The 17238-nt window shown below is 69.1% G+C and carries 19 protein-coding genes; 9 read left to right on the forward strand and 10 right to left on the reverse strand.

Annotated features, from left to right (window positions below; genetic code table 11):
- Window positions 1-12 precede the first annotated feature (12 nt).
- From JF543_RS07255 to JF543_RS07275, 5 genes are read left to right on the forward strand one after another with little or no spacing between them, the layout of a single operon-like run.
- A complete protein-coding gene (locus tag JF543_RS07255; protein ID WP_179411245.1) occupies window positions 13-846 on the forward strand; it encodes an ADP-dependent NAD(P)H-hydrate dehydratase in 834 nt (277 codons plus the stop codon).
- Window positions 847-898: 52 nt separating this feature from the next.
- Window positions 899-2080 carry a hypothetical protein gene (locus JF543_RS07260; protein WP_347401118.1) on the forward strand — a complete coding sequence of 394 codons (1182 nt, stop codon included), beginning with the start codon at window positions 899-901 and terminating at the stop codon, window positions 2078-2080.
- Between the two features lie 30 nt (window positions 2081-2110).
- A complete protein-coding gene (locus tag JF543_RS07265) occupies window positions 2111-2428 on the forward strand; it encodes a thiamine-binding protein (RefSeq protein ID WP_179411243.1) in 318 nt (105 codons plus the stop codon).
- A 45-nt stretch (window positions 2429-2473) separates the two neighbouring features.
- Entirely contained in the window at window positions 2474-3667 is a 1194-nt protein-coding gene (locus JF543_RS07270) for an MFS transporter (protein ID WP_206823515.1), read from the forward strand.
- 9 nt (window positions 3668-3676) lie between these two features.
- Window positions 3677-4360, forward strand: a complete 684-nt coding sequence (locus JF543_RS07275) for an NUDIX domain-containing protein (RefSeq protein WP_206823517.1) — start codon at window positions 3677-3679, stop codon at window positions 4358-4360.
- Window positions 4361-4383: 23 nt separating this feature from the next.
- On the opposite strand, the gene metX is transcribed toward JF543_RS07275, so the two are convergent.
- Both metX and JF543_RS07285 read right to left on the reverse strand, forming a co-directional pair.
- Window positions 4384-5589, reverse strand: a complete 1206-nt coding sequence (metX, locus tag JF543_RS07280) for a homoserine O-acetyltransferase MetX (protein WP_179411237.1) — start codon at window positions 5587-5589, stop codon at window positions 4384-4386.
- 115 nt (window positions 5590-5704) lie between these two features.
- The gene (locus JF543_RS07285; RefSeq protein ID WP_206823519.1) at window positions 5705-7027 is read right to left on the reverse strand and encodes a bifunctional o-acetylhomoserine/o-acetylserine sulfhydrylase; all 1323 of its coding nucleotides are present in this window, start codon (window positions 7025-7027) and stop codon (window positions 5705-5707) included.
- Window positions 7028-7180: 153 nt separating this feature from the next.
- Between JF543_RS07285 and JF543_RS07290 the strand changes: the two genes are divergently transcribed.
- Together JF543_RS07290 and JF543_RS07295 are read left to right on the forward strand one after the other, a co-directional pair.
- Window positions 7181-7966: an SDR family oxidoreductase gene (locus tag JF543_RS07290; RefSeq protein WP_179411235.1), complete on the forward strand. Its 786-nt coding sequence runs from the start codon at window positions 7181-7183 to the stop codon at window positions 7964-7966.
- On the forward strand, window positions 7966-8664 hold the full coding sequence (locus JF543_RS07295; protein ID WP_206823521.1) for a uracil-DNA glycosylase: 699 nt from the start codon (window positions 7966-7968) through the stop codon (window positions 8662-8664). The genes JF543_RS07290 and JF543_RS07295 overlap by 1 nt, the downstream gene beginning before the upstream one ends.
- Window positions 8665-8680: 16 nt before the next feature.
- Here the strand turns inward: JF543_RS07295 and JF543_RS07300 are convergent, their stop codons facing one another.
- Genes JF543_RS07300 through JF543_RS07325 form a run of 6 tightly spaced genes read right to left on the reverse strand, consistent with a single transcriptional unit; the run spans window position 8681 to window position 14551 of the window.
- A complete protein-coding gene (locus JF543_RS07300; protein WP_179411233.1) occupies window positions 8681-9469 on the reverse strand; it encodes an ATP-binding cassette domain-containing protein in 789 nt (262 codons plus the stop codon).
- On the reverse strand, window positions 9466-10257 hold the full coding sequence (locus JF543_RS07305) for an ABC transporter ATP-binding protein (protein WP_179411232.1): 792 nt from the start codon (window positions 10255-10257) through the stop codon (window positions 9466-9468). The genes JF543_RS07300 and JF543_RS07305 overlap by 4 nt, the downstream gene beginning before the upstream one ends.
- Window positions 10254-11120, reverse strand: coding sequence for an ABC transporter permease (locus JF543_RS07310; RefSeq protein WP_206550108.1), 867 nt, complete (start codon window positions 11118-11120; stop codon window positions 10254-10256). The genes JF543_RS07305 and JF543_RS07310 overlap by 4 nt, the downstream gene beginning before the upstream one ends.
- On the reverse strand, window positions 11120-12070 hold the full coding sequence (locus JF543_RS07315) for an ABC transporter permease subunit (protein ID WP_206823523.1): 951 nt from the start codon (window positions 12068-12070) through the stop codon (window positions 11120-11122). Before JF543_RS07315 ends, JF543_RS07310 begins: the two co-directional genes overlap by 1 nt.
- 3 nt (window positions 12071-12073) lie before the next feature.
- Window positions 12074-13606: an ABC transporter substrate-binding protein gene (locus JF543_RS07320; protein WP_206823525.1), complete on the reverse strand. Its 1533-nt coding sequence runs from the start codon at window positions 13604-13606 to the stop codon at window positions 12074-12076.
- Window positions 13607-13648: 42 nt separating this feature from the next.
- Window positions 13649-14551, reverse strand: coding sequence for an alpha/beta fold hydrolase (locus JF543_RS07325; RefSeq protein WP_307858840.1), 903 nt, complete (start codon window positions 14549-14551; stop codon window positions 13649-13651).
- A 179-nt stretch (window positions 14552-14730) separates the two neighbouring features.
- On the opposite strand from JF543_RS07325, the gene JF543_RS07330 reads away from it, so the two are divergent.
- Both JF543_RS07330 and JF543_RS07335 read left to right on the forward strand, forming a co-directional pair.
- Window positions 14731-15453: a tyrosine-protein phosphatase gene (locus JF543_RS07330; RefSeq protein ID WP_242519412.1), complete on the forward strand. Its 723-nt coding sequence runs from the start codon at window positions 14731-14733 to the stop codon at window positions 15451-15453.
- A gap of 52 nt (window positions 15454-15505) precedes the next feature.
- Window positions 15506-15991, forward strand: a complete 486-nt coding sequence (locus JF543_RS07335; RefSeq protein WP_179411228.1) for an SIP domain-containing protein — start codon at window positions 15506-15508, stop codon at window positions 15989-15991.
- Here JF543_RS07335 and JF543_RS07340 read toward each other — a convergent pair.
- The gene (locus JF543_RS07340) at window positions 15970-16428 is read right to left on the reverse strand and encodes a Fe-S oxidoreductase (protein WP_347401119.1); all 459 of its coding nucleotides are present in this window, start codon (window positions 16426-16428) and stop codon (window positions 15970-15972) included. The two genes, JF543_RS07335 and JF543_RS07340, sit on opposite strands and share 22 nt — an antisense overlap.
- A complete protein-coding gene (locus JF543_RS07345) occupies window positions 16425-17228 on the reverse strand; it encodes an arginase family protein (protein WP_206550103.1) in 804 nt (267 codons plus the stop codon). The genes JF543_RS07340 and JF543_RS07345 overlap by 4 nt, the downstream gene beginning before the upstream one ends.
- Between the last annotated feature and the right edge of the window lie 10 nt (window positions 17229-17238).

Genomic DNA, 17238 nt, shown 5'->3' on the forward strand with positions numbered 1-17238 from the left:
TAGCGTGGAAACATGTTGCGGGAGTGGACGCGGGCCGACACCATCGCCGTGCTGCCGGTACCCACCGCGCACGACGACAAGTACTCGCGGGGTGTCGTGGCGCTGCGCACGGGGTCGGCGACGTACCCGGGCGCGGCCGTGCTCGGGGTCGAGGCGGCCTGGCGCACTGGCGCCGGCTACGTGCGCTACGTCGGCGACGCGGTTCAGGCGGTTCTTGCCCGGCGGCCCGAGACCGTCGCCGGTGAGGATCTCGGCAGCACCCGCGTGGGTGCCTGGGTGATCGGTTCGGGAACGGATGCTGCGCATCGCAGCGAGCACGAGCAGCGAGCTCTGCAGCGGATCCTCGACGGTTCCACACCGGTCGTGGTCGATGCGGGTGCTCTCGATCTCGCGGACGGTGCAGCGGCACCGCTGGTGCTGACGCCACACGCCGGTGAGCTGAGGCGACTGCGCGACCAATTGGGCTTGCCCGCGACCGACCTGACGACCGAGCACGATCGTGTGGCGGCCGTGATCGAGACTGCTGACCGGGTCGGTGCGACGGTGCTGTTGAAGGGCGCTCGAACCCTGATCGCCACCCCGGGGCAGATACCGATCGTCGTAGACAATGCGCCGCACTGGTTGGCGACGGCGGGTACCGGAGATGTGCTCGCCGGCATCCTGGCCGCGCTCCTCGCTGCGTGCGGCACCGCGCCGCCGCACGAGACTGCCGCGGCCGGGGTCTGGCTGCATGGGCACGCGGCCGCTCTGGCGTCGGGCAGCGTCGGGGGAGCCGCCGGGCATCCGATCGTCGCGCTCGACGTCGCCGAGGCGCTGCCGCGCGCGGTCGGGGAGCTGCTGTCGTGACCGCCCGGCACCGCGCATGAGGTGGCCGGCCCTGGCGCTGTGGAGCGTTTTCGTGGCCACGCACGCCGTGGTGGCTTGGTTGGGGTGGATGCTGCCGAATCAGCCTATGGGTGACGTGGTGCTGGTGTACGAGCCCTGGGCTCGTGCGGCGCTCTCGGGCGAGCACGTGATGGGCATCACCGAGCCGTGGGTGTATCCGCAGCTCGCTCTCGTGCCCCTGCTGTTCACCCAGCTGCTGGCCGTACCGCTGCTGCCGTCGCTCGGTGTCACAGCGGCGTATCTGATCGCGTGGGCGGTGCTGGTGACCGTCTGCGACCTGCTCGCCTTCGCCGTTCTCGTCGGCCGGGGCCGGCATCGCGGGCGCCGTGCCGCGGGGTGGTTCTGGACCGGAGCGCTTCTCATGCTCGGACCGATCGCACTCTACCGACTGGACGCCATCACCGTTCCGCTGGCTGTGGTCGGCGGGCTGTGGCTCGCACGGCGGCCGGTCGTCGGGACCGCGCTGCTCACGCTCGCCGCGTGGATCAAGATCTGGCCCGGCGCCGTGGTGCTCGCCGCGATCGCCGCGGGTCGGCGCAGCCTGCGTGTGGCGGTGACGGCTGCGACCGTGTGCGCGGTACTGGTCGCAGGCCTGCTGCTCATCGGCGCCGACGTGTTCGGGTTCCTGACGACGCAGAACGGGCGCGGACTGCAGATCGAGGCGGTCGCCGCGACACCGTTCCTGTGGCTGGCCCTGTTCGGTAAGGCCTCTATCGACTACAGCATCGAGATCCTGACGTTCCAGATCGGGGCTCCGGGAGCGGATGCCATCGCCGCACTGCTCACCCCGGTGATGATCGTCGTGGTAGCAGCCATCGTCGTGCTCGGCGCATGGCGAGCACAGCGCGGGGCTGACTGGCGGCGTCTGCTGCCGCCTCTGTCGCTGGCTCTCGTTGCCGCGCTGATCGTGACGAACAAGGTCGGGTCGCCGCAGTTCCAGACCTGGTTGCTCGTGCCGGTGATTCTGTGGATCGTGTTCGACCGATCCCGCTCCCAGACGCCGGCGGCCATCGTGCTCATGCTGTGCGCACTGACCTTCGCCGTGTACCCGCTCACCTACGACGGACTGCTGCGCGCCCATCTGCTGCCGATCGTGCTGATCACGGTGCGCAACGCGGCCCTGATCGTGCTGCTCGTGTTCGCCGTACGATCGATCATGCGTGTGCCAGCGCGCCGACCGCACCGTCGTGTCTGACGGGCGATCAACTCGACTGAAAGAGGAACCATGCTCGTCGCATTCTCCGTCGCCCCCTCCGGTACCGGACGAGAGGACGCCTCGGTGCACGATGCCGTCGCCGCCGCGGTCCGGGTCGTGCGCGACTCGGGCCTGCCGCACCGCACCACCAGCATGTTCACCGAGATCGAGGGACCGGACTGGGACACGGTGATGGATGTCGTCAAGCGCGCCACCGAGGCGGTCGCGCCGTTCGGCTCACGCGTCTCGCTCGTGCTCAAGGCCGACATCCGGCCGGGGTACTCGGGTGAGCTCGATGCCAAGGTCGAGCGGCTCGAGGCGGCCATCGACTCCTCGGAAGATCGCTAGCATGGACGAGTGAATCCCTCGAAGACTTCGAGGGGTGCGGCGAAGATGGCGCTCCTCTCTCTCGCCATCGGCAGCTTCGGCATCGGCATGACCGAGTTCGTCGTCATGGGGCTGCTACCCGATATCGCCGCCGACCTGTTGCCCGCGCTGTGGGTGCAGAGTCCCGAAGAGGCGCTCGGGCGCGCCGGCTGGCTGATCTCGCTGTACGCGCTGGGTGTCGTCATCGGCGCCCCGACCATCGCCGGCTTCGCCGCGCGCTTCCCGCGCCACCGGGTCATGATCGTGCTCGCGATCGCACTGACCGTGTTCAACGCCCTGACCGTGGTGCTGCCCACCTTCGAACTGGTCGCGCTCTCGCGTCTGCTGGCCGGCCTGCCGCACGGCGCGTACTTCGGCATCGGCGCGCTCGTCGCGGCCGATGTGATGGGCCCGGGCAACCGCGCCAAGGGGGTCGCGTTCATCCTCACCGGGCTCACGCTCGCCAATGTGATCGGTGTGCCGCTGGGCACCTTCCTCGGCCAGCAGTGGGGCTGGCGCACCGCTTTCGCCGTGGTGACGCTGGTCTTCGCCGTCGGAGCCCTGTGCGTTGCTCGATTCGTCCCCGCGCACCCCGGCTCACCAGGGCGCACGATGCGCGAGGAACTCGGCGTGTTCCGCAGCACGCAGGTGTGGTTCGCGCTCGCGGTCGGCGCCATCGGCTTCGGCGGGTTCTTCGCCGTGTACAGCTACATCGCACCCGTCGTCACCGAGGTCGCGGGCGCTGCCGAGTGGACCGTGCCGATCGTGCTCGTGCTGATGGGTGTGGGTATGACCGTCGGCAACCTCATCGGCGGGCACCTGGCCGACATCGATCTGCGCCGCACTCTGCTGTGGGGACTCGCCGCGATGACGGTCGTCTTCGTCGTGCTCGCGATGGTCTCGGCATGGATCGTCACCCTGAGTGCGCTCGTGCTGGTGGTCGGCATCGTCTCGTCGGTGCTCAGTCCGACCATCCAGACCCGCCTGATGGATGTCGCGGGTGACAACCAGTCCATCGCCGCCGCTCTGAACCACTCGGCGCTGAACGTGGGCAACAGCCTCGGCGCTTTCCTCGGCGGGGCTGTCATCGCCGCCGGCTGGGGGTTCACCGCGCCATCCTGGGTCGGCGCCGCGCTCGCTGCCGGAGGCCTGCTGATCGCGTTGCTGTCATACCGCATCGAGCGCGCCCGCGCCGAGGCCGTGCTCGCCGTCGCGTCGTAGAGTGACGGGGTGAGTACCCCCGAGAAGTCGGCTCCGCCCGCGTCAGCCCCGGAGGCCAGCATCCGCGTCGCCGGCACCGCAGTCGTGCTGCGCGACGGTGCAGACGGGCTGGAGACGCTGCTGTTGCGGCGGCCATCTTCGGGGTCGTTCGCCGACGCCTGGGTGTTCCCCGGAGGGCGCGTCGACTCCGCAGACCGCGATCGCGCACGCGATGAAGCGGATGCCGCCCGTCATGCAGCCACGCGCGAGACGCAGGAGGAAGCGGCGATCCGGGTGCATTCGTTGCGGCCGCTCTCGCGTTGGGTGCCGCCGACCGAGACGCCGGTGCGCTATCGCACCTGGTTCTTCCTGGCGCGCGAACACGGGGACGAGGTGCGCGTAAACCCCGGCGAGATCGTCGATGCGGCCTGGATGACCCCGCAACGTGCCTTTGACGCCCACGCCGCGGGCAGCCTCGCCCTGTTCCCACCGACCTGGGTGACGCTGCGCGGGCTGCTTGCGCACGCCAGCGTCGATGCGGCCTTCGCCGCGGCCGGTGAGCTCGCCCGGTACGAGACACGCATGCTCAGTACCGCCACCGGACGACGCGCGATGTGGGCGGGCGACGAGGACTATCCGGATGCCCCGGGCGCAGTCGGAGCGCGGCACCGGCTCACGATGGACGCGCTGCCCTGGGTGTACGAGCGCAGCTGACGGCATCCGTGCCGCGCACACCGTTATGACGCGAGGAGCCGATCGAGGTGCGCGCCGACGGGGTCGGTCTCGATCAGGAAGCCGTCGTGACCGAAGTCGCTGGTGAGTACAATCGCCTCGTCGTCGATCAGGTTCGGGATGCTTCGCGCGATGCGCTGTTGCCCGTCCACGGGGAACAACCGGTCGGTATCGACACCGAGCACCAGGGAACGGGCGGTGATGGTGTGCAACGCCTGCTCGACGCCGCCCCGGTCGCGTCCGATGTCGTGCGAGTTCATCGCCTCGACGACTGTGATGTAGCTGTTCGCGTCGAAGCGCCGTGTGAACTTGTTGCCGTGGAAATCGAGGTACGACTCGACCGCGAACCGGCCGCCGCGACCCAACGGCGACACCCCCGACTGCCATGAGCGCTGGAAGCGCTGGTTCAGCTCGATCGGGCTGCGGTAGTTCAGCAGCGCCATGCGGCGGGCAAGTGCGAGCCCGCGGTGCGGGCCGTCTCCGAGACCGGCGTCGTAGTACTCGCCGCCGGCGAAACGCGGGTCCATCCGCACGGTCTCCAGCTGCACGAAGTTCAGCGCCAACTGATCGGCCGTGGTCACCGGGGGAGAGGACAGCACGGCGAGGCGTTCGACGCGCTCGGGCTGCATGACTGCCCACTCCAGGGCGTGCATGCCGCCCATCGAGCCACCGATCACGGCGGCCCAGCGGTCGATGCCCAGTTCGTCCGCGAGGCGGATCTGCGCGCTTACCTGATCGCGGATGGTCAGGTACGGAAAGCGGGACGCCCACTCGCGTCCGTCGGGGGCGATGCTCGCCGGGCCCGTCGAACCCTGGCATCCGCCCAGCATGTTCGGGGCGATCACGAACCACCGGTCGGTGTCGATCGCCGCTCCTGGGCCGACGATGTCCTGCCACCAACCCGCGGTCGGATGCCCGGGACCGGCGTTGCCGCGCACGTGGCTGTCGCCGGTCAGGGCGTGCAGGATCAGGACCGCGTTGTCGCGGGCCGCGTTCAGCTGCCCCCAGGACTCCCAGGCGATGCGCGCGACCGGCAGATGGTCACCGTTCTCGGTGCGCAGGTCGCTCAACACGGTGAACCGGCGGTCGCCAACCGGATCGCCGTCGCGCCAGGCGCCGGTGGCGGGCGGGCGTGCGCGCAGCAGACGCACGTCGGCTTCGGTCACGGGAGCCGACGGCACCGTGTCCTCGGAGGTCGTCTGCCAGTCCATGCTTCCATTCTCGCCTGCGCGTGCGGGTCGTGCCGGCACGTTACACAGCGCGGCCGTGAAAGACGACGGCGGGCCCCACCAGGAGAGGTGGGGCCCGCCGGAGGAGGTGCCGATGTCAGGCGCGAGCAGCCTCGGTTACGCGACGTGCAGCGGCGAGTGCGTGGTCCAGGTCGGCCTTGAGGTCGTCGATGTTCTCCAGACCCACCGACAGACGCACCAGGCCGGGCGTGACTCCGCTGGCGAGCTGCGCCTCGGGCGACAGCTGCGAGTGGGTGGTGGACGCCGGGTGGATGACCAGCGAACGCACGTCGCCGATGTTGGCGAGGTGGCTGAACAGCGACAGGCTGTTGACGAACTCGCGTCCGGCCTCGACGCCGCCCTTGAGCTCGAACGACAGCACTGCGCCGACACCCTTCGGAGCGTACTGGTTGGCCTTCGCGTACCAGGGCGACGAGGGCAGTCCCGAGTAGTTCACCGAGGCGACGTCGTCGTGGTCGTCGAGCCACTCGGCGATCAGCTGGGCGTTCTGCACGTGCCGCTCGATGCGCAGCGACAGCGTCTCGACGCCCTGCAGCAGGTTCCATGCGCTCTGCGGTGCGATCGCCGAGCCGAGGTCGCGCAGCAGCTGCACGCGTGCCTTGATGATGTACGCCAGGCCGTCACCGACCGCGGTCGTGTAGCTGGCGCCGTGGTACGAGGGGTCGGGCTCGGTCAGGCCCGGGAACTTCTCGACGTTCTTGGACCACTCGAAGCTGCCGCCGTCGATGATCGCGCCGCCGATGGTGGTGCCGTGTCCGCCGAGGAACTTCGTAACGGAGTGGATGACGATGTCGGCACCGTGCTCGAACGGACGGATCAGGTACGGGGTGGCGATCGTGTTGTCGACGATCAGCGGAACACCGTTGTCGTGGGCGACGTCGGCGACGGTACGGATGTCGAGCACGTTGATCTGCGGGTTGCCGATCGTCTCGGCGAAGAACAGCTTGGTGTTCGGGCGCACCGCCGCGCGCCACTCTTCCGCGTCGTCCTGGTTCTCGACGAACGTGACCTCGACGCCCAGCTTGGCGAGCGTGTACTTGAACAGGTTGTAGGTGCCGCCGTAGATCGACGACGACGAGACGATGTGGTCGCCGGCCTGAGCGACGTTGAGCACGGCGAAGGTCGCCGCAGCCTGGCCGCTCGCGAGGACGAGGGCGCCGGTGCCCCCTTCGAGTGCGGCGAGGCGCTGCTCGAGCACGTCCTGGGTCGGGTTCTGGATGCGGGTGTAGATGTTGCCGAACTCTGCCAGGGCGAACAGGTTCGCTGCGTGGTCGGCGTTGTCGAACACGTAGGAGGTGGTCTGGTAGATCGGCGTGGCGCGCGCCTTGGTGACCGGGTCGGGTGCGGCGCCGGCGTGGATCTGCTTGGTCTCGAAGCGCCAGTTCTCAGTTGCGGACATGAGGTTCTCCCGAGGTCAGGGTGCGGGTAGGGGTCGAGCGGCGGATGCCTTGTAGTGAGAGTACGGATGCGGCGCACGCGTCAACAAGCGTCCAGAAATGTTACGTAACACGCCGGAGTCGGATGCCCGTGGCAAAGGACGTACGGTGGAGGCATGGTGAACAGACGAGCCGTGGTGACCGGAGCGAGCACGGGTATCGGAGAGGCGACGGTGCGTGCGTTGCGCGCCCGCGGTTGGGACGTTGTCGGGGTAGCCCGGCGAGAGGAGCGGCTCGCGGTGCTCGCCGCCGAGACCGGTGCGACCGGAATCGCCTGCGACCTCACCGATCAGCGCGCGGTGGATGCCCTGATCGACGAGCTGGCGAAGACCGGTCCCGTGCACGCGCTGGTGCAGGTGGCCGGTGGCGCCCGTGGCACCGACAGCGTCGAGGCGGGCTCGGTCGCCGATTGGCAGTGGATGTATGACGCCAACGTGCTAGCGACGCAGCGGCTGGTTTCGGGCATCCTGCCCCTGCTGCGACGCGCGGCGGCCGACGACGGCCACGCCGACACGGTCTTCGTGACATCGACGGCCGCTCAGACGGCGTACCCCGGTGGTGCGGGTTACAACGCGGCGAAGGCCGCGGAGGCGATGCTTGTGAAGGTGCTGCGCCAGGAGCTCAACGGTGAGCCGATCCGGGTCGTCGAGGTGGCACCCGGCATGGTGCACACCGAGGAGTTCACGCTCAACCGACTCGGCGGCGACAGCGTCGCGGCCGAGGCCGTCTACGCGGGCGTGGAGGAGCCGCTGCTGGCCGAGGATGTCGCCGACGTGATCGCGTACGCACTCAGCGCACCGCGCCGGGTCAACCTCGACCTGGTCACGATGCGTCCGGTGGCGCAGTCCGCGCAGCACCTGCTCGCCCGTGGCCCGCTGCACGTGCGCACCGACGTCGACTGATGGTGCGGTCCCTCGGCGAGCTGGCCGAAGCGGGCCTGATCGACCCTGGCTGGGCGCGCGCGCTCGCGCCGGCGCAACCACTGCTGAACGCACTCGGCGAGCGACTGCACGCCGAGCAGGCCGTGGGGATCGGACACCTACCCGCCGACGAGCACGTCCTGCGCGCGTTCCAGCGCCCGCTCGACGACGTGCGCGTGCTGATCACCGGCCAGGACCCGTATCCGACACCGGGACACGCCATCGGGTTGTCGTTCGCCGTCGACCGCGAGGTGCGGCCGTTGCCGCGCAGTCTGGCGAACATCTACCGGGAACGCGAGAGCGATCTGGGCATCCCTCCTGCACCCCACGGCGACCTCACCGCGTGGAGCGACCAGGGCGTGCTGCTGCTGAACCGCGTGCTCACCGTGCGGCCCGGCGCGCCCGCATCCCACCGCGGGTGGGGATGGGAGAAGGTGACCGAGCTGGCGATCCGTGCGCTCGTCGCGCGCCGTGAACCACTCGTCGCGATCCTGTGGGGAAAGGACGCCGCAGGCCTGAGACCGCTGCTCGGCGATGTTCCGACGATCGAGTCCGCGCACCCCTCACCGCTGTCGGCGCGGCGCGGGTTCTTCGGGTCGCGACCCTTCTCGCGCACCAACGCCCTGCTCGAGCAGCACGGCGCCGCCGAGATCGACTGGCGGGTGGCGGGCGAGCACTGAACACGCACCGGCCGCCTCAGGGGCGGCGGATGGACGGGATCGCAGCGAGCAGTTGGCGCGTGTAGTCCTCGCGCGGATGCTGCAGCACGGCGGCGGTGGTGCCCCGCTCGACGATGCGGCCGTCCTTCATCACCGCGACGGTGTCGCTGAGGTTCTGCACGAGACCGATGTCATGCGACACGACGATCAGAGTGAGTCCCTGTTCGGCGCGCAACTGCTGGAAGAGCGCCAGCACCTGGGCGCGTACGGTCACATCGAGCGCCGACATCGGCTCATCACCGACGAGGATCCGCGGCCGGTGGGCGATCGCCCTCGCGATGGCGATGCGCTGTCGCTGGCCGCCCGAGAACTCGTGCGGATGACGATCGGCCATGTCGGCGTCCAGGCCGACCTGCACGAGCACATCGCGCACGCGCGCACCATGGTCGCCGGGGACATCGAGCGCCCACAACGGCTCCGCGATGATCTGCCCCGCGGTCATACGCGGGTCCAGCGACGCGTACGGGTCCTGGAACACGAGCCCGGTCTGGCGCCGCAACCAGTGCAGCGAACGGGCGCGCGCCGCGGCATCCACATCGCGTCCGTCGACGATCACTCGACCGCCGGACGGACGGTCAAGGCCCAGCAGCAGCCGCACCAGTGTCGACTTACCCGAGCCCGACTCTCCGATCAGGCCGAGTGATTCGCCCTCGGCGATCTCGAGGTCGGTGGGCTCGAGCGCGGTCGACTGGTGCTGCTTCTCGAACACGTGCCGCTTCGGCACGGGGAAGCGCCTGCTCAGGCCCTCGGCGCGGATGAGCGTCACGATGCGCCTCCCTCGGGACGCCACAGGGTGGCGGTCGCATCGCGCAGCAACGCTTGGGTGACCGGTGCCTGCGGTGCTGACAGCAGAGTGCCGATCGGTGCGGACTCGATAACCGTGCCCGCATCGAGAACGACGCCATGCGTGGCCACCTGCGAGAGGACGGCAAGGTCGTGGGTGATGAAGACCAGCGACATGCCCTCTTCCGAGACCAGCGAGAGCAGCAGCCGAAGGATCTCGGCCTGGATCGTGACATCCAGTGCGGTGGTCGGTTCATCGGCGATGAGCAGACGTGGCCGGCAGGCCAGCGCCATGGCGATCGCGACGCGCTGGCGCTGGCCACCCGACAGTTGGTGCGGGTAGCGGTCGACGACGGTCTCGGGGTCGGGAAGGTGCACGCGGGCGGCCTCGGCGATCGCCCTCTCGCGCGCTTGCCTCCGCGGCACGCGTTCGTGGATGCGGATGGCCTCAGCGATCTGACGGCCGACGGTGCGGATCGGGTTGAGGGCGGTGCGCGGTTCCTGAAAGACCATCCCGATCTCGTCGCCGCGTAGCTCAGCCAGTTCGCGATCGCGCATGCCCAGCAACTCGATGCCGTTCCAGCGGACGCTGCCGCGCGCGACCGCGCCCTCCGGCAGCAACCCGAGCACAGCGAGCGCCGTCACCGACTTGCCGGAACCGGACTCGCCGATCAGGCCAAGACGCTGACCGTCGCTCACCTCGAACGAGACACCGTCGAGCACGCGCCGCCCGCCGATCTCGACGACCAGGTCCTCCACCTGCAGACTCATGCCACCACCTCCGGCACATGCACCTGCGCCGCGCGGCGCGACAGCGTCGGATCGGTGGCCTCGCGCAGCGCGTCGCCGAGCAGGTTCAGGCCGAGTACGGTGATCGTGATCGCCAGGCCCGGCCACACCACCGAAAGCGGATGCACGCCGATGTAGCGCTGCAGCTCGGCCAGCAGCGTGCCCCACGAGGCATCGGCCAGCGAGGCGCCGAACCCGAGGTACGACAGACCGGCCTCTGCGAGAACGGCCACCGCCATCGACCACGACAGCTGCACGATGAACACGGGGGCCACGTTCGGCAGCAGGTGACGCACGAGGTTCTGCCCGGCCGTCAATCCGCTGGCGCGTCCGGCGAGCACGAAGTCGCTCTTCTGCACACGGCGCAGCTCGGGGCGGGTGACGCGCGCGATGCTCACACCGAACCCGATGCCGACCGAGATCACGACCACCCACAGTGAACCGCCCCAGACCGCCGAGATCATCATGGCGATCATCAGTACCGGGAAGGCGATCAAGATGTCGACCAGTACCGCGACGGTCTCGCGCATCCAGCGTGCCGTGAGTGCGCCCAGCGCCGCCAGCAGCATGCCGACCACGGTGGCCACGATGCCGGCGCCCACGGCGACGAAGACGGTGGTGCGTGCTCCGGCCATCAGCAGGCTGAGGATGTCGCGGCCCGTCGCATCGGTGCCGAGCAGATGGGGCCACCCCGGGGGCGCCCAGCGCCCCTTGACATCCGTGAGCATCGGATCGAAGGGCGTCCACACCAGCGACACCAGGGCGGTCAGCGCGACGGTCAGCACCACGACCACGCCGAACCAGCCGGTTGCCGACGATAGCAGCACGCGCATCCAGCGGGGCATCATGCGGCCTCTCGCTGTCGCGGGTCGATGGCGTGATGCACCAGGTCGACGATGAACCCGATGATCAGCACGAACCCGGTGAGTACCAGCAACTCGCTCTGCACCTTGACGAGATCACGGGTGCCGACGTCGGCAACCAGCATCCGACCGATGCCCGGCAGGGTGAACAGCTGCTCGATCACGACCGAGCCGACGATGATCCCCGCGATCTGCAGGCCGAGCACCGTCACGATCGACAGGCCGACAGCGGGGATGCCGTGCTGCACCAGGGCGCGGCGCCGGGTGAGGCCCTTGGCTGCTGCGGTGCGCACGAAGTCCTGGCCCGCCGCCTGCAGGGTGGCGCTGCGCACGAAGCGCATCAGCATCGCGCCCTCGACGAGGCCGATCGTCAACGCCGGCAACAGCAGCGCCTCGAAGGCCTTGCCGGGCGTCGCCCAGCCGGTGCGGGGAAAGCCCTGCGCGGGCAGCCACCCGAGCCAGTGGGCGAAGACGACGACGAGCATCATGCCGGCCCAGATCACCGGGACGGCCGCGACGGCCTGCGCGCTGACGCTCATCGCCGTGCCACCGGCGCGGCCGCGCAGCATGGCCGAGACGATGCCGAACGGTACAGCGATGAGCAGGGCGATCGTCAGCGCCATCAGCCCGAGCGGTACGGTGACCTGTGCCTTCTCGAGCAGTTCCGCTGACACCGAGGCGCCGCTGAGCTGCGAGGTGCCGAGGTCGCCGCGCAGAACGCCGCTGATCCATTCCAGGTATTGCACGATGAGTGGCCGGTCCAGGCCGAGCGACTGCCGCAGCGCCTCGACCGTCTCCGCGGATGCCTGTGTGCCGGCGATGAGCTGGGCGACGTCGCCGGGGAGGACACGCAGCGTCAGGAAGATGATCACGCTCGACACGAGGAGCCCTGCGACCAGCAGGGCTCCTCGTGTGAGCGTGTAACGGAGCACAGGTCAGTCTGCGGTCTTCGTGACGCCGGCGAGGTCGATGCGCGAGTTGATCGAGTCCTCGGGGAAGCCCGAGACGCCGGGCAGCAGCGCCGTCAGGGTGGCGCCGTTGTACAGCCAGTCGGCGGCGTGATCTTCGGAGACGAGGCGAGCGGCCTCGGCCAGGAGCTCGGCGGAACGCTCAGCGTCGGTCTCGGTCAGTGCCTGTGTGTACAGGTCCTGCACCTCGGCGTTGTCGTAGCCGAAGTAGTAGTCGGGGTTCGCCCAGTTGCCGAAGTCGCGCGGCTCGACGTGTAGCACGAAGCTCAGCTCGTAGTCGTGGTTGGTGTAGACGTCCTCGAGCCAGGTGGCGAACTCGACGCGCTTTACCTCGAGCGACACACCGACCTTCGCGAAGTCCGAGATCAGCACCTGAGCGGCGGTCGTGCCGTAGAACGACGGGATCGTCAGGGTGAGGTCGAGCTCTTCGTGGCCGGCCTCGGCCAGCAGCTCGCGTGCACGCGACGGATCGTACGGTGCGATCTCGGACAGATCCTCGTAGCCAGGGTCGAGTTCCGGGATGGGGCCGAACATCGTCTGTCCGGCCCCGACGGCGTCGACGAGTGCCTCATGGTCGATCGCCAGGCGGAGCGCTTCGCGTACCTTCACATCGTCCAGTGGTGCCTGGGCGTTGTTGAAGGCGAGGGTCGCCTTGTCGGTCGTGCGCCCGGTGGTGATGACGAACTCGCCCGTCTCTTCGAGCTGCGGTGCCAGGTTCGGGTCGACCGCGGTGAGTACATCGAGTGTGCCGTCCAGCGCGGCGTTCACGCCGGCGGTGAAATCGGGGATGTAGTGGAAGACCACCTCGGCGACCGTGGCCTGTTCGCCCCAGTACTCGTCGAAGCGGTCGAACGTGATCGAGCTGCCCTTGGTCCAGCGGTCGAGCACGAACGGGCCGGTGCCGTTCTCAGCGGTCTTCAGATCGGTCGCGTCGTCCTTCTTGAAGACGAGGCCGGCCGGACCGGTCAGGGCGAACAGGAAGTTCTGGTCGGGTTCGGTGAGTGTGATCACGACGGTCGCGGCGTCCGGGGCTGCGATCGAGGCGATGCCGGCGAACTGCGCGTTGCCCTGCACGGCGGCATCGGAGCGGACGGCCTCGTATGAGGCGACCACGTCGGCGGAGGTCAGCGCGGCGCCATCGTGGAACGTGATGCCCTCGTTCAGCGTGAAGGTGTAGGTGAGGCCATCGGGTGAGATCTCGTATGCGCTGGCGAGGCGCTCGACGATCTCGTTGTCCTGTGTGCGGGTCACGAGGCCCTCGTAGATGTTGTCGACCAGAATCTGTTCGAGGGCGGCGCCGCTGGTGTGCCGGATGTCGAGGTTGGTCGGTTCGAGCACGAGGCCGACGCTGAGGGTGGCATCCGGGTCGGGCGCGCTGGCGGCCGTCGGCGTCGCTTCGGGGGCGCTGCTGCTGCAGGCGCTGAGCACGAGCGCGCCGGTGGCGATCAGGGCGATCGCGGCGACGCGTCCGGATTGACGTGCGCGGGTGAAGGAAAACAAGGGTAGGTCCTCTCGGAGGGGTGCGGTGCCGCGTCGCTCGGGTCAGCGGTGCGTTCGGGTGAGGGCGGCGGAGGCGAGATCGGCGAGGGATGCCGGTGACGTCTCCTGAACGTTGTGGCCGGCGTCGACGGTGACGACGGTTGCCGCAGGGAGTCTGCGGGAGAACTCGGTGACGTCGGCGTCGCGCAGGAATCCGCGGGTACCGCGAACGAGCGACACCGGCGCCGGGACGGCGACGAGATCTTGCCAGGGATCGTCGGATGCCCGTCGCTCCGCGTTGAGTGCGTCAAAGGCGTGGCCGATGATCTGGGCGAAGTGGTGCTTCCACTCGACGCGGCCATCGGCGCGCACGCGGGTGTTGAAGAAGACGCCGCGCTCGGTGTCCTGGATCGTTCCGCCGAAACCGAATGACCGGGCCCGGGTGACCGCGTCGTCGCGGGAATCGAACTCGGTCACGGTGTAGAAGTCGCGCAGCACAGCGGGAGCGGCATCGGTGTCGAGTCCGGGAACCACGTCGACGAGGATGAGTTCACGGACCAACTCAGGGTGCCGGGCGGCGACCACCGCGGCCGCGAGTCCGCCGAGCGAGTGCCCGATGAGCACCTGGGGGACGGAGGTGCGGGCGCGCAAGGCATGTGCGACGTCGTCGGCGAGCGAGCCGGGGGAGTAATCCAGATCCTCGCGCCACGAGGAGTCGCCGTGTCCGGCGAGGTCGATCGCCAAGGCGGGGCGGCCGAGCAGAAGGTTGACGGTGTCCCACGTGTGGGCGTTCAGGCCGGCGCCGTGCAACAGGGTTACGTCGGCGGGGCCGTCGCCGTAGACGAGCGCGCTCAGGGTGCGTCCGTCCGGTAGCGTGTGCGCGATGCGTCGGGCTGCGGGCAGGGCGACGCCGAGCATCTCGGCCTGGCCGGGCAGGTAGCGGAACTCGTCGGCGTGTGTTGTCACGACGATATTGTCCTATCCGTCGGGGGTCAGCAGGAAATGCGGGATCAATTCGTAACGTCACATCGCGAAACAACTATCGTAATGCTGATGATTGACTCTGCCTGCTTGGCTATCTGCATTTCTACCGTGGGGAACTGCTCGGATCTGCTGGCCTAGGCTGGGGCCATGAGTCAGTCGCGATGCCCCGGAACGTGCCGATGACGATCATCCGGGTTCCCGGGGTCAGCAACCTCCGCGACGTCGGCGGTATTCCCGTCGGTGCCGGTCGGGTGCGCGCCGGCCGCCTATTGCGCTCGGGGCAATTGGCCGGCCTCACCCCAGCGGGCAGCGCCTTGCTTGCCGGGCGCGTGCAGCGCGTCGTCGATCTGCGTGCCGACGACGAGGTCCGGGCCGAACCCTCGGCGCTGGCGTCGGTGCCGACGACCAGGATTCCGCTCTTTCTGGGATCGACCGCTTCCTTCTTCACCGAGGACATCGACTTGTCCGGCATGTACCGCCACCTGGTCGATGAGTCTGCTGATCGGCTCGCGCAAGCGGTGCGTCTGATCGCGCAGGGAGTGCCGACGCTGGTGCACTGCACCGTGGGCAAAGACCGCACCGGTGTGACCGTGGCACTGGCCTTGAGCGCCGTGGGAGCGGATCGGGCTGCCGTAGTCGCCGACTATGCGCTCACCGCCTCGCAACTGCCCGAGGCGCGCACACGTGCGGTGGTGGAGTACTTTCGCACGCACCTGCCCGATTCGCGGAATGCGATCCAACTCGCCACCGAGTCTCCGGCGCCGGTGATGGCGGCGCTGCTTGCCGATATCGATGAGCGCTACGGATCAGCGGCGGAGTACCTGCGCGCGGTGGGGATGTCGGACGCCGAGCTCGACGCGCTGCGGGCCTTCCTCGTCGAGTGATGCGCGCTATGTAGGTAAGGCATGCCTACATCGGGTGTAGACTGAGTGCATCATGAGCACTGTCGAGACCGCCGCTGGCACCCGCGCCGCCCGCGCTGCGCGTCGGGCGTCCCGTCGCCCGCAGGTGCAGCACCTCATCACGGCCGACGAGAACGCGCTCGCCGAACTCGAGGCGGTCCTGGCCACTCTTCCGCTGTGTGCGGTCGGCCGCGTGTTCATCGAGGTGCCTGAAGCGGGCGACGTCAGCATCGTCACGGCGCCGCCGCGCATGACTGTCACCTGGTTGCCGCGGGCACGCCCCGTTGGAGCGATCGGCTCCGCTCGCCGATGCGCCACCGGCGAGGCGCTCACCAGGGCAGCCATCGCGTGGGCCGATGAGATGCTCTGCGATGCCGGTCCCGAGGCGCTGCGCACCGAGGTGACCCTGCTCGGCGGGTTCTTGAGCACGGCCGACATCATCGAACACCTCACAGAGACACTCACTGTGGATGCTACGGCGATCACCGCTCCGGAGCGCTACGGCCTGAGCGTGCGCTGATTGCGTCGGCGGCGCACATAGCCGCCGTCCTCCAGACCGGCCTCGATCTCGAAGCGGTTGCGCAGCGGATCCCTCCCGGCGAACAGGTACAGCACCGGGGTGAGGAAGCCGTAGCGCAGCCACTGCTGCTTGTGAACGGCCTCGTGTCGCAACACCGCATCGGACGGCGAGGTATCGCCGGTGAGGAAGCATCCGCCGACGCAGACGCCACCGCGCATGAATGTCCACTTCGGCATCCCGCGGAACACCCAGAGGGCCTCACGTCGCTCGACACGGCCGGTGCTCCAGAGGGTGCCCCAGGTCCAGCCGACGGCGGTGCCCCACCAATAGCCGATGCGACTGATCGGGGAACGCAAGAGGAACGAGGGGATGCGGCGATCGAGGCGTCGCCCGCGCTGCAGAACGCGTTCGGCTTCCGAACGCCAGTCGTCGCTCACGCCACGGCGCCGATCAGCCGCAGGATCGACCCCATGTCCTGCACAGCGTCCTCGGGGCCGCGCGGAGCGAAGCCGGCGATCGTGGCACCCGCCAGCGGCACGTGCTCGCGTACCTGGCGGATCGCCGTGACCAGTGCGGCGGTCGTGGTGCCGAACGGAGCGGCATCCGATACACCGGAGATCGTCGAGGGGTCGAGCACGTCGACGTCGATGTGCACCCAGACGCGCGACGCCCCCGTCGAGCGCACCGCCTCGGCGACGGAATCCGCGTCGAAGTCGGTGGGGGAGAACCGCGTCAGCCGATCGAGTTCGGGCTGCTCCGCGGCGTCGATGTTGCGCGTGCCGAGCATCACGACGCGTTCGCGCGGAATGCCGGGCGATAGCGCCAGCTGACCTTCTCCGTCGCCGAGGACGGCACGCAGCGCCATGCCTGAGAACGCCCCGGAGGGGGAGGAGCCGGGGTCGTGCAGGTCCGGGTGGGCGTCGCACCAGAGCACCGCCAGATCGGAGGTGTCGATCGCCGACAGCGCGAAGGCGCTGACGCTGCAGTCGCCGCCGATGACGATGGTCGTCTCGTCGGAGTGCGACATCGTCTCGCGCAGCAGTTCGCGCACGCGCAACAGTGAGCTGAGGCGATGAACACCGGTACCGAGCGCCTCACCGGCCTCCATCGGCACGTCGAGGGTGATGGTGTCCTTGCGTGGCAGGTCACCCGAGATCGCCGTTGCGCCGTCGATCAGCAGCATGGCGCGGGCCGACGGCGATCCCTGCCACTGCGGGGTGATGAGAAATCGGGTCATGACGTTCTCC

It is taken from the genome of Microbacterium esteraromaticum, assembly GCF_017303215.1.
Taxonomy (GTDB): Bacteria; Actinomycetota; Actinomycetes; order Actinomycetales; family Microbacteriaceae; genus Microbacterium; species Microbacterium esteraromaticum_C.

Bases quoted from the DNA above. Each gene is read 5' to 3' on its own strand.
- JF543_RS07255 (WP_179411245.1), top strand. From the start codon at position 13: ATGTTGCGGGAGTGGACGCGGGCCGACACCATCGCCGTGCTGCCGGTA.
- JF543_RS07265 (WP_179411243.1), top strand. From the start codon at position 2,111: ATGCTCGTCGCATTCTCCGTCGCCCCCTCCGGTACCGGACGAGAGGAC.
- JF543_RS07270 (WP_206823515.1), top strand. From the start codon at position 2,474: ATGGCGCTCCTCTCTCTCGCCATCGGCAGCTTCGGCATCGGCATGACC.
- metX (WP_179411237.1), bottom strand. From the start codon at position 5,589: ATGGACTGGCAGACGACCTCCGAGGACACGGTGCCGTCGGCTCCCGTG.
- JF543_RS07285 (WP_206823519.1), bottom strand. From the start codon at position 7,027: ATGTCCGCAACTGAGAACTGGCGCTTCGAGACCAAGCAGATCCACGCC.
- JF543_RS07290 (WP_179411235.1), top strand. From the start codon at position 7,181: ATGGTGAACAGACGAGCCGTGGTGACCGGAGCGAGCACGGGTATCGGA.
- JF543_RS07295 (WP_206823521.1), top strand. From the start codon at position 7,966: ATGGTGCGGTCCCTCGGCGAGCTGGCCGAAGCGGGCCTGATCGACCCT.
- JF543_RS07305 (WP_179411232.1), bottom strand. From the start codon at position 10,257: ATGAGTCTGCAGGTGGAGGACCTGGTCGTCGAGATCGGCGGGCGGCGC.
- JF543_RS07310 (WP_206550108.1), bottom strand. From the start codon at position 11,120: ATGCCCCGCTGGATGCGCGTGCTGCTATCGTCGGCAACCGGCTGGTTC.
- JF543_RS07330 (WP_242519412.1), top strand. From the start codon at position 14,731: ATGCCCCGGAACGTGCCGATGACGATCATCCGGGTTCCCGGGGTCAGC.
- JF543_RS07335 (WP_179411228.1), top strand. From the start codon at position 15,506: ATGAGCACTGTCGAGACCGCCGCTGGCACCCGCGCCGCCCGCGCTGCG.
- JF543_RS07345 (WP_206550103.1), bottom strand. From the start codon at position 17,228: ATGACCCGATTTCTCATCACCCCGCAGTGGCAGGGATCGCCGTCGGCC.